Below are 14810 nucleotides of genomic sequence, written 5' to 3' on the forward strand. Positions count from 1 at the left end.
CTAGTTGGGGACAAAAACATAGCCCGGGAGGCTGCTCTCCCACACCAGTTCCCCGGGCTCCCATCCGTCTCCGGTCCAGCGCCATTTGCCAGCCTCCAGGAACTCGCCGTCTGCCAGTGGGATGGCGCTCTCGTCCGGCGAAGGGGTCGGATCTTCAGCGATGCGAACAAGAAAGCGCTCGGCGGTCTTGATGAATGCAGTGGTCATGGTCTAACTCTCCTTAGAACTTGTAGCCGACGACGTTGAGGCCCAACGTGCCTCCGACTGCGTCGTTCTTGTAAAGGACCGACTGCGGCGTGACCAGCCGCACATCGTTCCATGCTCCTCCCAGAATCTGAGTGGCGACTGGGCTGAGGGCGCGACGCAGGCCGACCTCGTTCGTGGGATCCGTCGCGATCACGTACACCCCATTGCTCGCACCGTTTGTTGACATCCCAAAAGTGAAGCTGACATACCGAGCGTTTGGCGGCACGGTGGACGAAATGCTCACCGCCGTGTAAGTGGTTGCAGCCCCCGACGCCAGCACACTCACCACGCCGGTTTCCACGGAGCGATCAAGCTGAGCGCCGACCGCAAACTGACCGCTCCCGTTCGTTCGGCGCACCGAGACTAACGCCGATGCAGAGTACCCGGCAGGCATATTGCCGCCGCCATACACCTCAGGTGCGGCCGCGGACGTTGCGTTGACGCCAAGGAGGGCGCGCGCTCCCGTCGCCGGGTTATAGATCGCGTACACCGCGACCCACCCGTTGGCGGGCGCGGCACCGGCATCCATACCACCTGCGCCGGTGGCGCCGAGGTTGATTACCTGACTGAAGTTGGCAAGCTTGTAAGTGTTGCCACCCAGGGCGCTTTCCACCACGATCTCATCGGCCGACAGGGTCGCGGTCGCCGACGCCGTCGTGACGGACATGACAAGGTTCCGGACCATCCCGACCACTGCCGGCGCCTGCTTGACCTGCGTCAGGAGCGGCGCCGACAAGAACGGAGCGGCGCTGTAGGCGACGATGTTGCCCGCCGTGATGGTCGTTTGCCCATTTGCTACCGTCACCACCCAGAGGCCGGAGCAGCCAGCATCAGGCGCCGGCGTGGTCTGCGAGCCCGTAGTCGCAGCAACCCCCGCTTTCGCGTTAATGCTGATTACGCCTTTGCGCGCGGTAGCCTGTTGTGCCCCGGAATTGTTGGGCCCCGACCATGCCTGCTGTGGGTTGCTGGCGTTGTAGTACGGCAGCGTCACCAGACCGGTGTCAGAGTCTTGGTAAGCGGCCTGCACTAGATAATTGATGCTCTGCCCCGCTGTCGCCGGCGGCGTGCAGGTCAGGAGGACATCGTCCAACGAGATGCCCTGCTTCAGGATGTTGTGGGTCGTGTCGGCGGCCAGAGACGAGTAGTCGGTCGCATCGAGCGCCGCGAGGCTGTACATCTCGCCCGGACCCACTTTCACCTGGAGGGACGCCGGGGACGTCGGGGCACATGCCAAGCCGTTTGCGACAGTGCCCGTTCCGAGCATGGCCGCGGCCAACTTTGCGATTGCGATCATCGCAAAGCGGTTACTGTTGAGCAGGTCGGTTTCGAGGGGAATCTGACCCGGATATACAATCTGGCGGTCCATTCAGGCTCCGGAAGGAATGAATCCCGCAGACGCGGGATTCGTTGAGCTAACATGACAATGCAGAAGTGATCTGCACATACCTGGCATTCGACTAAGGGAGGGGACTGTGACCGAGTTCATCAAAATTGGGGACGGAGTCGAGGTTGTAGGGCTGAATATCTCGAACAACAAGACTTTTGGCGATGCCACACTTCTGTCCGTCGGGACGGGCGCCAAGATCACGAATGCAAACATCTCCGAGAACAGTCAAGTCACTGAGTTGACGGTTCTTTTCGAGAAACTAGTGATGACTAGAGGGTTGCCCCGAACCACGGACCCGGAAGACTTGCGTTCATGCCTCGAGGAGCTCAGAAAATCCACCGCCTCTGACGAAGCCTCACGAATTGACGTGGTCAAGCAAAGCAGGCTTTGGCCCCATATAGAAGGGCTGGAGAAAGGTCTGTCGATCGCCGCGTCGCTTGCCGCGATAGCCGCGCCCGGATTAGCGAATCTTCTCAGCTAGAAATCCGCGCCCACACGATGGTGGCCACCGGCTTCACGCTGTCGATGGCGGCGTAGATGTCCGCATCGGTCACCGATCCCTGGATCATGCTCAACGAGGCATACGACGCCCGGGACGGCTGGCTATATCCGCCTGTCGAGACCCCGTAGCCTGCGATCAGCGGGATTCCTGACCCGGTCGGGCGGAACGCCGTCACGAACGCCTGAAAAGGCATCAGCATCGAGCCATAAGCACCCGCCACCCCATAGCCAATCAAGGGTCCACCGTACGAACCGGTGTCCGCGGGCCTGGTCGGCTCCACGACTATCGGAGTGCGGCCGGTCAGGTCCTGCAGGATCCTGATCAGCCCAGCGCGCGTCGCCCTCTCCCGGAAGATGTTGATCAGAATCCGGGCTCGGAACGACTCGTCGGACTGATTCGCGGCCCGCAGCAATGCGTTGCCGAAGAAGTCGGCAGCAATCATGTCGAGCCACCCGTCGGTGGCCGTCTTGATGCGGGTCTGCAGACGGGTGTAACTGATCAGGCTGTAGATGAACGCACCTACGTACGCCAGGCCGTTCAGAATCCCGGTGATATCTGGCGAATCCTCTTCGTCGCCAAACCACGGCGGAAGAAATCCACGAAGCCGGTTGTAGACGTCCTGCTGATCACCTGTAGCCATTTAGAGCACCGTAACGGACGTCCATTTGATCACCTGCTTGGCGTTTGCCGTCAGGTCCGATGCGCCCCCGTTGAGCGTCACCGCCGTGACGTTCGTCACCCCCGGAGACGCATCGTAGGCCACCTGTGCCAGCCGGCTGTATGGCAGTGTCATGACCTGCGTTGTTGGATCCCGGACCAAGGAATTGATATAGGACTTGAGAGCGTCCGAAACGACCGCTCTAGTTGCGGCCGGGTCATAACCGGCGGCAACCGTCACGGTCATCGAAACTGACGCCCCAACCAGTACCGGTGCAAAGACTCCGAAGCTACTGCATAGCGGACGAACTGCATCAATTGCGTTGGCGACCGTCGAAAGGAATGTGCCGGTCGGGGCGCCGGTCCCGTCATCGACCACAGCATAGAAGTAGCCCATTTGTACCGCGCCGGCGTAGGTCTGGTTCTCCACCAGCGAGACCGTGACGCCTTGCTGGAGCGACGTGACGGCATACCGCACGGCGTCTTTCGTTGCCTTGGACAGGCTCCGCACATATGCAACAAAACGCGTCCGCAGCGCAGGATCAGATTCGGCGTCGGCGCCGTTGGAAAAGTCCGCCGCGTTGGTGACTGTGTCGATTCCAGCAATAGCGCCCGAGATGACGGACACTGCCCCCGCAATGGCATTCCCCGCCGACCCCGCAGACACGGCGACGACCGGCACGGTCACACTGGCAACCCCAGCCGCCGCCACATACCCGCCGAGGGTAGCGTTGTACGCTGGGCTCGACGCGTCAGCCACAACGGAGTACTGCTGACTTCCGTCCCCGGTTTGCACAGTGGCGCCCACCGGCACCACTGCCTGTTGTGCCGGCGTGAATCGGCTGAACGTGACCTGCCCCGTTGCAAACGTGGCGGGAAGTCGCGTCACACCGAAATCGCCGACCCACGAGTCGAGATCAGAACCGCTCGACGTCGCGGCGCGCGTGATGGCTAGTACCTGAAGAATCAGGCTCTGAAGCCAGACAGTGCCAGATGCGCTTGTCTCGACGATGGCTCGAAAGACAGATCCGACCGTCAGGTCAACAAGGACCCTGGCATAGCCCTGGACAGCGGTGACCTGCTCGCGCACGAGCGTCGTGAAGTCTTTTGTGGAAATGGCCATGTCAGCGGTTCACCTCGAAACTTAGCGTCACCGGGTTAAGGGTGTTTGCGTCCGTGTACTTGATCGTGATCGAGAACCCGGAGTTGATCTGGACCAGTTCCACCTTCGGCTCCGGCAGCCTGGCCACCGACTCTTCCAGCAAGACTTGCGTCCGAACCAAAGCACGCAGGGCCGCCAGGTCAGCGTTCTCGCCGATCTTTCGCGGCAGGCCAGCTCCATACGATGGATGTGCGATGTAGTCACCCGGATTCGTGCACAGCCGGCGAACGATGCGCTGCTGAGTTCGCACTTCGCCGCTGGACAGGCCGATGTCGCCTGTCGGCGACGCGCCAATGTCGCCGCCGAACCAATGATCGGCGTCGCTGAGGAGTTGCTGCGTCATTGGGGTACTCCGCCGAGTCCTGAACCACCAGAGTTGAGGTGTCGGTGCGAACTGCCGACGTCATGACCGTTGTTCGTGAACGTGCCTTCCGTTTCGAAATCGCCGTTGATGGTCATGGACTTTCCGCCACCGTTGTCGCCCGAAACGGCCATGCCGCCCATTCCGGTGATGGTGTCTTCCACCAGAAGCGTGTCGTCCATCTGCACCGGTCCAGTGAAGTGATGAAGGGCCGCGGTGTACTTAGCTGTTGTCGACGCCACAACCTCCACTGAGCCATCGTTCTTGAACTTCAGACACGACCCTGACTCGTGCACGACCCAGAACTCGCCAGACGGCGCGCCCGGCGGCCGGTCAGCGTCGCTATACAGCCGTCCACCGACGTAACCGTTCTCGATGTCTCCGTCGAAGAACTTGACTTCCACTTGATCGCCCGGGCTCGGCGGTGCGTCCAGCCCCCAGCCATTGCCGACCCAGGGCGACGTCACTGGGAGCCAACCGGAGAGATACTGCCCGCTGGAATCATCCGGATTCGAACGATCCAGAAACTCCACCTTTGCCGCCGCCTGGTCAGGGTCATAGCTGCGAACGATGCCCGCACGGGTCTCGGCCTTCTCGCCGGCGGCAAGCCGGGCCGAGAGCGCCATCTGGTTGCGGAAGTGCTGCATCATGGCGAAGGCTCCGATTCCGGGCTATGGTTCTTGGCCTGAACAGTCATGGTGTAACCATCCGTCATGCTCATCCGTTTCGAAACCGACACCGGGAAGTAGGTCTGATCGAACTTGGTGCCAGTACCTTCGACCTCGACAATTGCGGTGGCAGTCAGTAGGTCATCGGCCGGCAACCTCGCATAGAACTTCATCTCGTGCGACGAGATCTCGCGGTGCAACTCCATAGCCTTCTTGGTCGCCTGGTCCATCGTCAGCCCTGGAAAGCGGAAGCTGTAGATCTGCGAGTTGCCGAAGGGCGTGGCTTTGCCCGCCTGGATCGTCTTGCCCTTACTCGGATACGAAGCCGTAAAGCCGCCCTTCTGCTTGGTGTTCCATGACCTCACCACCACCACTACGCCTTTGGCGACTGTCAGGCTGCGCGAGAACTGCATGTCCTCAACGTTGGCTTGGCGAGCGGCCCGCTCAAGGGTTGGCTGTTCCCACCGGATGACGTAAGGCTCCCCGTTGTCCGTCGGCCGAGGGTGGAAATACAGCGTCTTGCCCCGCACGTAGCAGAGGAACCCCTCGTTACTGGCCAAGTAAGTCAGCAGATCCCACTCGCTGCGCTCCTCGCTCATGCGAGCGTGGTCGCGCATGTAATAGGTGCCGACCAGCTCCGTCGTCTTCGTGACCGACGCACTCATCCCGTGCGCGGCCGCCAGCTTCTCAGCGATCTGAGACGAAGTCATGTTCTGGTACTGCAGCGACGTTTTGGTGTCGATGAATGCCGCAGTGAGATCACGGCCGGCCAGGATGAATTGCCGCGCCGCCGGGTCATAATCGATGTCGTCGATTCGGCCGTAGATCTGGCTGACCAGGTCGGATTCCGTGAAGCTCGCCGGATCCGCCGGATACCCACCGAAGATCTCTACGAATCCTTCGTCGATGCTGGATAGCCAATCGCCATTGCGATCAGCCGGCAGCAGATCTTCGTCGAAGGTCACCCGGAAGGTATCGGCGTGGTAGTAGGTATTCTGGTCAACCGCCCAATCGACCCATCCAACTACCTGCTCGTCGTTGATGCGCACGATCCCGCGCGGTGCGCGGACGGCCGCCACCGCGGGAATACTGTTCAGCATGAGATTCCTACGAGTTGAGAACCCCGCCGCTCTTGTCGGCTGTTGGCGGAATCGTCAGTTCCGCGGCACCGGCAACCTGGGGATCGGTCATACCGTTGGCCTTCGCAATGCCTGTCCAGGCCATGGCGTCACCGTAGATCTTTGACGCCATGTCCATCAGATTGGCACCAGCCACTGTCTGACGCTTTGCACTGTTGTAGATGCTGCCAATGTTCCCCTGCACCCGTCCCATCGTCCGGTCCAGCGCGATGAGGGCCGGCAATTGTTGAGCGGCGACGATCTGGCTGGAGATCTTCTGCACCTGCTGGGCGATGGGGTTGTTCGGCAAGATTCCACCGACGGTCGTTACGTTGACCAGGGTGTTGTTCACGGTGGCCGCCAGAGTCAACGCTTCATTCCGAAGGGCAGCAATCGGCTGCAGAACGCTGTTCAACGTCGACTGCGCGGCGTTTGCGAACGAACTGACTGTTCCAATGGCACTTTGCACGTCCGCGTAGAGCGATGTGATGCTAGGCATGCCCAAGCTCTCCACCAGACCGCCTGCGGAAAGCATATCTCCGGAGATGAGGCTGTCGATGCTTTGGGCGGACTGCGATCGCACTGGTTGACTTAGGTCCTCGACCACCTCCAGGACGATGGTGTAGGGCAACTGGTAGTAGCGCTCGAAGTCCGCGGCAAAGCGGCGGATCAAAACCGTGTAGACAAACTCTGACCACACCAGCGTCAGTTGATTGCCCTGCACCCTCAGGGTATCGAGATAGCGGCCGCGCTCAAGCGCATCCGGGCCGCGGAACCAACCCCGCCACTCGATAGGGTCGGCAGACGCTCCCATCGCATGGACCTGTTTCAGGCCACCAACGAGCTCGCGTGTCACCAGGCGCTGCTCGCCCCCGATGGCGATGCGCTCGGGAACCTCTTCCTTCTTGAACTCGAAGTCCCCGAGGAACAGCACCAAATCAGCCATTTCAGTTCCTAAGTGATGGCGGCCTCAGCGTCATCGAAGAGTCAAAGCCGCTGGGCCCTGTCTGCGGCCGCGCCAAATCTCTCGATTGATGAAACGTAGTCACCTCCGCTAGCACGCGGCTATCGAGCTTGATCGCAGTATTGACCTGGACCATCTTGGGCGCTCCGGCCCCAACGGGGTCCGCCGAGGAGAGACGATCGTTCCTTTCCTTCCCAGCAGTAGAGTCACCGCTAAAGAACGCCTTGCCCGTCCGCCACGCCCAGCCGATTGGCCCAAGGTCCGTCGGATCGAAGGAAACCGGCGAGCCGGCACCCTTCAGCCGCTCGTACAACCCGGCGTTGTTCTGCCCGAAGTCGTTCAAGCCACGAAAGAGTTCCGTGCCTGCGTTCAGAATCTTGACCACAGCAGGGAGAATGCCGCGGCCCATTTCCGCCTTCATAGACGTCCATGCGGCGACGAAGTCGGCTTCGGCACCAGGCGCCGACTTCTTGAACTCTTCGATCGTGCCCTGCACACCCTTGGCGTTGGAAACCAGCTTCGCATCGCGCAGCGCCTGGGCCTGCTGCGTGGTGAAGTTGGCCGCCATGTTCGAACCCTGCCGGTTCGAAACAAGGTTGTTCATAAAGCCGATGACCTCGGAATCGGTGGTCTTACCCGCGCGCTTGGCAGCTTCCGTACCGTACTTCATGAGCCAGCCTGCCGGATCCTCGCGCAGCATCTGCTCGTCCTTGATGTTCTTCAGGACGGTGGACTTGATCGTTTTGCCGCCCACACTGCCGCTGACGACTTCACCGATCTCGCCCAAGCCGGCGTCCGCCAGCGCGGCCATCGTTTTTTTTGGGGTCCGGCCAGCGATCAGGTTTTGATACAGCGACATCAGTGCGGTACCCGTCCGCGCCCCGCCCTGCTCTTGAGCCAGCGTCGCAAGATTCATGATGCCCTTGTCGCTGAGGCCCTTGAACGCCGCGCCGCCAGTCTTAGCCATCTGTTCGAGATCGCCGAAGGTCAGCGCGCCGCCGGAACCGGTCACCATGCGCTGTGCCAGATCCAGCCCAGCGAGGAATTCCTGCGCGTTGTTGGTCTTGCCGCGCATGTCGTTGAAGCGCATGACCGAGCGCGCGGCTCCCTCGTCGATAGAGCCCACCTTCCCGCCAAACAGGCCAGAGTTCGCGGCATTGAGCGCGGCCAGTGTCGGGGCGACCTGTTTCGCCATATCCAAGCCGCCAAACATGCCGACGGATTCGCGCAGCGTCTCCATGAGGTTGGCGCTCGACGTGCCGAACACCTTCGTTCCGCGCGCAAACTGATCAGCCTGGCGGTTCACCTCTTCCCCGAGGTTCAGCGTGCGAAACCGGGTGTAGGCGGTCTGGTACTCCTTGCCGGCGTCGTACAGAACCTTGGTCATGTACAGGCCGGCGCCGGCCCCAGCCACCGGGGCCAGCATGCCGCCGGGAAGCGCCGCCCCAACCGCGCCGACGCCGAACCCCCCCGGGCCGACATGGACATTGCCGCCATGGAATCCGCCGCCACCCCCGCCACCGGCAGCCGTTCCACCATAAGGACGACGGCCGTATCCGCGAGGACCGGGAATCATGAGGGGTGCACGCGGCCCACCGCCACCGCCGCCCGAGCCTGTTCCGCCGATCGTTCCCATGAAGGACGACCGAGATGCCGCCGCCCCCGCGGCGTGCACCGCGTTGATGCTGCGGGCCAATTGCGCCGCTTCGGCATTGGCCCGCCCCATGTTGGTCGCCAGGGTACGGGTGGAAGTCGAGATCGACCGAATGCCAGGCGCGTGGCTGGCAATCCGCGACAGATGAAGGTTCAGGCTCTGCGAAAGCGCGTCGACCTTCTTGAACTCCACAGCCAGCTTCAGCAACTGCGGAGCGATCAGGTCGTTCAGAACCAGAGTCGTGCCAATCTTATAGACGTCGATCATGGTGACCTATACTGTTCATTCATGCGTAAAACCGACGTCCACATGGCTTCGATCAAACACCGCACGCACGAGTGGCTAGCGGATCACCTTTCGTGGGTTCAGTATCCAAAGCGCGAATTCCCGCGCGAGCCCATTCCGGAGACGGTGTTCAGCCATCTCGACCGCCGCGCGCGGCGTATCACTGGCGCGATCTTCGTTGCACTGGTAGGGATTCCATTCCTATGCGGTGCTGTCTCGGGGCTATTTCAGTCGTGGACGACGCCAGTTCCGACCAGCCAGCCAAGCGGCGACAGTCCGGCCAAACCGGCTTTGCAGGTCCTCACCGACACGGATAGCCGCCGGGCCTAACACCGCCCGGGGCGGGTTCCGTCCTTTCCCAAGCTCGTGCCAAACCATCTTGTCGCTGTTCGACCCGATGGCCGCCTCATTCCGAATGACCGTGCGCTGGATGCTGTCGCGCATCTCGCCGGTACGCTCCAGAGGGGCGTTCAGCTTGTAGCCGAGCCTGCTTTTCTCCGCCTCGGTCTCCGGCTTTAGCTCAGCCCAAGCAGCAAACTTCCCGACCGCTGGCTGGTAATGGCCAATCTCAGACTTGGCCACCTTCTCGATCTCGGCTGCGGCGCTTTCCGTGAGGTGGTTCGTCACCACCTCAGATTCGGCAGCGAGACGCACCAGGTGATCGGCGAAGTCGCTCATGCTTTTGAACGTCTTCATTCCTGCTCCCTGAATGCCATCTCGGTCCAGTCGAACCGCCTGCCCTCGAACTCGCTGAAGACGATGCCGGCGGCAAACCGCTCCGCATCGCTCCAACTAAACGCGACGTCGAAGGGAACGCCGTTCTTCAAGAGCCACAGTGCCTGCCGAAACACTGGGCTCTGGGCTAGTTTTTTGCCGACTCTTCCCCGCCGCCCGACGTGTTCGGCTCCAGTTTGGCGATGCCGAGCTGGATCGCGAGCATCCCGTCTTCATCCAGGCGCTGGATCAGCGCCTCCAACTCCCGCTTGTTGGTCGGCATGAACACGTCATCGCCGTCGATGGCCGCTACGTACAACAGCGGCATGCACATGTTCCGATACACCTCGTTGGCGGCTGATTCAGCACCCATCGCCTCGACAAGACGGTACTGAGCCAGGATGCCAGGGCGCCGAATGGTGATCTGGCGTCCCTTGCCGTCGATTTCGACGACCTCGGCATTAGCCCGCGCAACGATCTGCTGCGAGGGCGTCGACGGATTGACCGTGACCCTTGTCTTTTGCTGGTTTGCGCTCATCGTTAGGCGATTCGGGTGCGGCGCGAGGCCGTGAAGTTGACCATGCTCTTGACCGACGCGTCACCGGCTGCCTCGCCGGCGTCGGCGTACTCGAGCATGACGTCGTCGTAGCGCCATTGGGTGATGATGCCGCCGGGCTCGGTGATCGTTTCGTAGATCTGACAGCCTTGCTCGTCCAGGCCGGCGTAGTAGTCCGCTTCAGCCTGTGCAAAGTAGATGTCGAGTTCGGGGCCTGCCCGGCTCACGTTGAAGGAACCGGACCAGCCGTCGAAGAAGCGCAGCGTCTTGGTGATTCCGCTGATCAGCTTGACACGCTCGATGGTGGCGTCCTGCTTCTTGCGGAATCCGGTCAGGTTCGGAACCGACAGGCGGCCGGTCGGTGTCTGGAACACCAGCGTAGTGTCGCGCCCGACGGAAAGCCCTTGTTGCGGCATGTTGTTCTCCGGAAAAGGAAGCGCCCGGCGTACCGGGCTCAGGAGTTATCGGGTTGGCGTTACGGCTTGACGATCACAGTTGTCTGGCCGCCCTGCAGGTTCACGAGGAAGTTCCGGACCACGGCCAGATAGCGGACTTGCACATTGCCCTGCATCCAGCCGGCACGGATGCGATCGTCCGGGTTGTTCGTCTTGTCCAGCTTGACGACGTAGTCGTCGATCATGGCCGGTTGGACGTTCTTCATGGCCGACATGAACTGATCAAGGCCAGCGAAAGCCGCGGCGCGCGTCTCGTCCTCGTCGTCGAATCCCTGCAGCTCACCGACGAACTTTCCGCCCCACTGGTCGATGCTGAAGGCGATGTAGTTGGTCAGCCGCGTGTAGCTGTCTTCGCGCAAGGCGGCGTCGCTGCTGGAATTCAGACCAAGCACGAAACTGAAGTACTTGCCGCCCGGCGACGGGTTCGTCAGCACGTCGATGCCGGCCTGCACCAGTTGGAGCAGGTCGCCCTTCTGGTACGGCTGGCTGTTGTAGGTGCGCTGCGTCGCAACGATGCCCTGCAACTGCTTGTTCAGCGTGCTCTGTTGCGGCGACTGGTTGACCATCTTGCCGAGCGCGAATGCTTGCGGCGAGATCAGGCGGAGCTGGTTAATGGTGGTGTCGTTGACATACACCCAGTCGCCGTGGATGACCTTGGCGCCATAGCTGTCGATGCCGGCGGATGCCTTCGTCGCAATTGCATTCGTGATCGAGTCGCCGGCCGGCCCGACCAACAGCATGTACGCCCCTTCGGACAGCCCGAACGGGACCTGAGTGGACCAGGTTGTCGAGTCGTCGCAGTCGGCCAGTGCGATGACGCTGGCACCGGTGTTGCGAAGGGCATACATCCCCTTGCGAGGTGCTGTGTCCACGCCGACCAGGACCGAGCCGGTAATGGTCGTCGCCCCATCGGTGCCCCCCGCCAGCGTGATCGTCGCCGGCAACGCGGGCGCCGCCGTGCCTGCACCGGCAGTCGCCACACACATGTTCGACGGACCGCGAAACTGGCTATTACCCAGGTTCACCGCCTTGACGATGTTGTCGCGCAGGGTGGCGCCAGTGCCGGGGATGTTGTCGTAGATCTCGGGCTGGAATCCGGCCATCGTGATGGTCAGCTTGGTCGTGTTCGCGGCGGTGCCGGCGGCCAGCGTCCCCGAGATGCTGTTCCCCAGCGTCCCCGTGTACTTCGACGTCAGCGTCACGAAGTTCGTGCCGAAGGTCTGCGTGGCTGCTACGTCGGTGCCGTCGGTGACGCGCACCAACTGATAGGCGCCCACATCCCCCTGGAGCCGAGCCCAGTTGAGGACTGTCATCAGGTCGTACTTGCGCGCCTGCATCGGGCCAAAAATGGCAGCGCCGCCGCCATAGTCCGAGACCATCACGGGCACCCCGACCGGGCCCCAAACGGCCGTGCCGACGATGCCGCCAATATTGCTCGGCACGCCATTGATCGGCGCCGGGCCCGGAGGCTGGATGGCGACGATCATGCCGGGCACTTGCTGCGCGGTCAGGTTCACCTGCCCTGCTTGAACAACGGTCATGGAATGACTCCAGAAAGCGAAAAAGCCACCCGAAGGTGGCTTGGAGAGACGGAAATCGAGGGAGGGCCTACTTCGTCGCCTTCGCGGCCGGCGCGGCGACCTTCACGACGTGGACCTGCTGCTCAGAGTCCAGGATTGCGGCGATGGCCTTCTCGTCGGTGATCTCGTCACCGACTTGGTAGCCGTTGAACGGCGAAATGACGCGGAGAATCATGGTGTCCTCAAATGATGGTGGTCTTCGTTACGCCGCCCGGCAGATCGAGATCGACCTGGCCCTGCGTCACCTCGTACTGCTCCTGGACCTCGGTTGTCGGGAACTCCACCCAGCAACTGAGATTGCGTCGATACACGCCCTCCTTCTGTCCGTCGTCATCCCACGGATTGGAAAGCGGCCGCGATCGCAGGTTGGCGTAGCTGCCGTCGGGTAGGTCCAGCCGGTCAATCCGCGCCAATCCAGCATCGACCGCATCCCCCAAGGGGTCGCGGGTCTCAAAGCAGTTCGCCCAGACCGAGATGAGGAATTCCTGATCCTGCCGCCTGACGTCGCGGGTTCGGATAGCCCTGCCGCCGACTCTCTGCGAGATCGCATGAGCGCCTGGGATCGTCACTACTGTTCCAACCGAAGTGGCCGCCTGGTCAGCCGCCACCAAAGCCGCCAGCGCGGTTGCAATGGAGGCGAGCGTGTCGCCAGCCTGCACTGCATACGGATAGGCGCGGCCGTCAACGACGAGGGAGGCATTCTGCGGAGTCGAAACGGTACCGCCGACCGTCACGGTCTGTCCTACCACGGTTAGGGATATGGTGTGGACCGCTGGCGTGATCGTTCGCCATTTCGATTTCGCGCTCTGGAGGTACTTCACAGTGCGCGGAAACACGGAGATGTGCTGCTTCCCAGCTTTCAGGTCCTTCGCCAACTGGTCCGGAGTCGGCCAGCCGCCGTAGATCTTGATCGCCTGCCCAGCGATCGGAAGCTGGCCGGTGCCGTTCGGGTAGACGATCTGGGCAATGCGGGCGACTAGCGCAGCGGATACCTCTGCAAGTCCAGCCATTACACATGCACCTCCGTCAGATCTAGCCGCCACATCTGCTCGGAGCGCTCCGCGCCGCCCACGCTGAACCGGCGCCCGAGGTCGTCGACCACGATGTCGCCAGAAGCGATCACGATAGGCACGCTGACCGGCAACCAGATGCGGAAACCGTGCTCATCGCCGGACGCAGGCAGTTCGGCATGAGTCCGGGTCTTTCCGCCGAAGAGCTCGGCGCATGGCCAACCGCCTAGCCCGCCCGGGGAGCCAAGTACAGGTTCGTCGTCGCCAGCGCAGAGACCGCCATAGCCAACGTCGCCCACTGCATCGTCGTCCGATGTCGGCCGAGTGACCCAGATACGCCGGTTGCACTCCACCGCGACGATAGGCAGGTTGTCCTGCATGCCGCCGATGAAGTAGATCTGCCCGCCACGCACCAGGTAGTCACCCAACTGGGTCTGCCGACCATCGATCAGGCAGTACCAGTACGGCTTTTCAGGCAGCCCGGGCCGGGTGTACGACCACTCCTGCGCCGAGAACGACGCGTTCAGGCTTGCGACCTTGGCAGTCAGCGGGTCAGCGGCGCCAGCCGGTCGGAACACGTCATAGACGTAGCCGATTCGCTTCGCGGCTTTGCCATAGCCAGCGTAGATCTTGTCCTGCAGCTTGGCCGCGTCCATTCGCCCTCCTTAGTCCAGCTTGAGCGTGTCGAAGCCGTTCCCGCAGTCTGTTTGGAAGTGGCTGGCGACCTGCACGCCCTGTACCGCGCTTCCGCCGAGATACATCGTGGCTTCGGCGTAGTCGCGTCCGGAGCCCCACGCCGCCTGCGCTACCTCGATGGGCATCGGGAACGGTCCAGAATGGAACGATTCGATCCCAGCGCGCCGGATCACAATCAGCGTTGCGTCTCCGTCGCGCGCTTTGGCGGGGAAGTCCGCCGGCACGGCACCGGCTTTAAACCATTCCCGCATTTCAGCGGCGACATCCCAGTTGCCGGTCATCCCTAGTAGCACGTCGCCATGCTTCTGAATCTTGGTGACCGACCTGGCGATGCCACCGCCGGAGGTGACCCGGCGATCCGCGGCAAGCGTTTCGCCATCCCATGCGATTACAGTCATTTCACGCCCTTCCGACTCTGACGACGCCATCCCCTAGTGCAGGGCCCGGCGGGATACCGAGGAAGCCGCAAAAGCTGCGACGCTGCTGGTTGTACAGCTTCGTCCGGTCTCGCACTTCATTGGGGTTGTGTGTCCACACCGCCGCTTGAGCGGTGTCCAGGTTGTCCCCGGAATCGGTGATTGCCTTCTCCAGGACGTTTAGCGTGCCGAGGAAACTGGCTGCTACCGACTCTTCGGCGGCACTGAGGTTGCGCAGGCGGTGATCGAGCGTTTGCCACTGGATCGGACCGACCACGCCCCAAGCGAGGTCGCTCCGGTCGTCGACGACGGTATCTCCGACCAGCGAGTAGCCCGCATAGCGCCGCGCGTCCACCATCTGCGCATCCGTCAGCATGGC

General features: G+C 62.1%; 20 protein-coding genes. 1 reads left to right on the forward strand and 19 read right to left on the reverse strand.

Going from position 1 to position 14810, the window contains the following annotated elements:
* Both EHF44_RS16685 and EHF44_RS16690 read right to left on the reverse strand, forming a co-directional pair.
* Window positions 1-207 carry a hypothetical protein gene (locus EHF44_RS16685; RefSeq protein ID WP_124684675.1) on the reverse strand — a complete coding sequence of 69 codons (207 nt, stop codon included), beginning with the start codon at window positions 205-207 and terminating at the stop codon, window positions 1-3.
* A 13-nt stretch (window positions 208-220) separates the two neighbouring features.
* On the reverse strand, window positions 221-1612 hold the full coding sequence (locus EHF44_RS16690) for a hypothetical protein (protein ID WP_124684676.1): 1392 nt from the start codon (window positions 1610-1612) through the stop codon (window positions 221-223).
* Between the two features lie 106 nt (window positions 1613-1718).
* On the opposite strand from EHF44_RS16690, the gene EHF44_RS16695 reads away from it, so the two are divergent.
* Window positions 1719-2114: a hypothetical protein gene (locus EHF44_RS16695; protein WP_124684677.1), complete on the forward strand. Its 396-nt coding sequence runs from the start codon at window positions 1719-1721 to the stop codon at window positions 2112-2114.
* Here EHF44_RS16695 and EHF44_RS16700 read toward each other — a convergent pair.
* From EHF44_RS16700 to EHF44_RS16770, 17 genes are all read right to left on the reverse strand, one after another.
* Entirely contained in the window at window positions 2107-2775 is a 669-nt protein-coding gene (locus EHF44_RS16700; protein ID WP_172966077.1) for a hypothetical protein, read from the reverse strand. The genes EHF44_RS16695 and EHF44_RS16700 overlap by 8 nt on opposite strands.
* Complete coding sequence (locus EHF44_RS16705) at window positions 2776-3915, reverse strand: baseplate J/gp47 family protein (protein WP_124684678.1); 1140 nt, start codon at window positions 3913-3915, stop codon at window positions 2776-2778.
* 1 nt (window position 3916) lies between these two features.
* The gene (locus EHF44_RS16710; protein WP_124684679.1) at window positions 3917-4297 is read right to left on the reverse strand and encodes a phage tail protein; all 381 of its coding nucleotides are present in this window, start codon (window positions 4295-4297) and stop codon (window positions 3917-3919) included.
* Complete coding sequence (locus tag EHF44_RS16715) at window positions 4294-4965, reverse strand: phage baseplate assembly protein V (protein WP_124684680.1); 672 nt, start codon at window positions 4963-4965, stop codon at window positions 4294-4296. The genes EHF44_RS16710 and EHF44_RS16715 overlap by 4 nt, the downstream gene beginning before the upstream one ends.
* The gene (locus EHF44_RS16720) at window positions 4962-6083 is read right to left on the reverse strand and encodes a phage late control D family protein (protein WP_124684681.1); all 1122 of its coding nucleotides are present in this window, start codon (window positions 6081-6083) and stop codon (window positions 4962-4964) included. The genes EHF44_RS16715 and EHF44_RS16720 overlap by 4 nt, the downstream gene beginning before the upstream one ends.
* Window positions 6084-6090: 7 nt before the next feature.
* The gene (locus EHF44_RS16725) at window positions 6091-7047 is read right to left on the reverse strand and encodes a hypothetical protein (protein ID WP_124684682.1); all 957 of its coding nucleotides are present in this window, start codon (window positions 7045-7047) and stop codon (window positions 6091-6093) included.
* A 1-nt stretch (window position 7048) separates the two neighbouring features.
* Entirely contained in the window at window positions 7049-8986 is a 1938-nt protein-coding gene (locus tag EHF44_RS16730) for a hypothetical protein (RefSeq protein ID WP_124684683.1), read from the reverse strand.
* 240 nt (window positions 8987-9226) lie between these two features.
* The gene (locus tag EHF44_RS16735) at window positions 9227-9700 is read right to left on the reverse strand and encodes a hypothetical protein (protein ID WP_124684684.1); all 474 of its coding nucleotides are present in this window, start codon (window positions 9698-9700) and stop codon (window positions 9227-9229) included.
* Window positions 9697-9831: a hypothetical protein gene (locus tag EHF44_RS28875; protein WP_301337470.1), complete on the reverse strand. Its 135-nt coding sequence runs from the start codon at window positions 9829-9831 to the stop codon at window positions 9697-9699. The genes EHF44_RS16735 and EHF44_RS28875 overlap by 4 nt, the downstream gene beginning before the upstream one ends.
* 35 nt (window positions 9832-9866) lie before the next feature.
* Window positions 9867-10256: a hypothetical protein gene (locus EHF44_RS16740; protein ID WP_124684685.1), complete on the reverse strand. Its 390-nt coding sequence runs from the start codon at window positions 10254-10256 to the stop codon at window positions 9867-9869.
* A 2-nt stretch (window positions 10257-10258) separates the two neighbouring features.
* Window positions 10259-10690, reverse strand: a complete 432-nt coding sequence (locus EHF44_RS16745) for a hypothetical protein (RefSeq protein WP_124684686.1) — start codon at window positions 10688-10690, stop codon at window positions 10259-10261.
* A 59-nt stretch (window positions 10691-10749) separates the two neighbouring features.
* Window positions 10750-12270 (reverse strand): phage tail protein, encoded by a 1521-nt coding sequence (locus EHF44_RS16750; protein ID WP_124684687.1) that lies wholly within the window; start codon window positions 12268-12270, stop codon window positions 10750-10752.
* A 67-nt stretch (window positions 12271-12337) separates the two neighbouring features.
* Entirely contained in the window at window positions 12338-12484 is a 147-nt protein-coding gene (locus EHF44_RS28385) for a hypothetical protein (RefSeq protein ID WP_172966078.1), read from the reverse strand.
* Between the two features lie 7 nt (window positions 12485-12491).
* Entirely contained in the window at window positions 12492-13319 is an 828-nt protein-coding gene (locus tag EHF44_RS16755) for a hypothetical protein (RefSeq protein WP_124684688.1), read from the reverse strand.
* Entirely contained in the window at window positions 13319-13975 is a 657-nt protein-coding gene (locus tag EHF44_RS16760; RefSeq protein ID WP_124684689.1) for a hypothetical protein, read from the reverse strand. Before EHF44_RS16760 ends, EHF44_RS16755 begins: the two co-directional genes overlap by 1 nt.
* A 9-nt stretch (window positions 13976-13984) precedes the next feature.
* Window positions 13985-14413 (reverse strand): hypothetical protein, encoded by a 429-nt coding sequence (locus tag EHF44_RS16765; RefSeq protein WP_124684690.1) that lies wholly within the window; start codon window positions 14411-14413, stop codon window positions 13985-13987.
* Window position 14414: 1 nt separating this feature from the next.
* Complete coding sequence (locus tag EHF44_RS16770) at window positions 14415-14807, reverse strand: hypothetical protein (protein WP_124684691.1); 393 nt, start codon at window positions 14805-14807, stop codon at window positions 14415-14417.
* Window positions 14808-14810: the final 3 nt, after the last annotated feature.

It is taken from the genome of Cupriavidus pauculus, from assembly GCF_003854935.1.
Lineage (GTDB): Bacteria > Pseudomonadota > Gammaproteobacteria > Burkholderiales > Burkholderiaceae > Cupriavidus > Cupriavidus pauculus_C.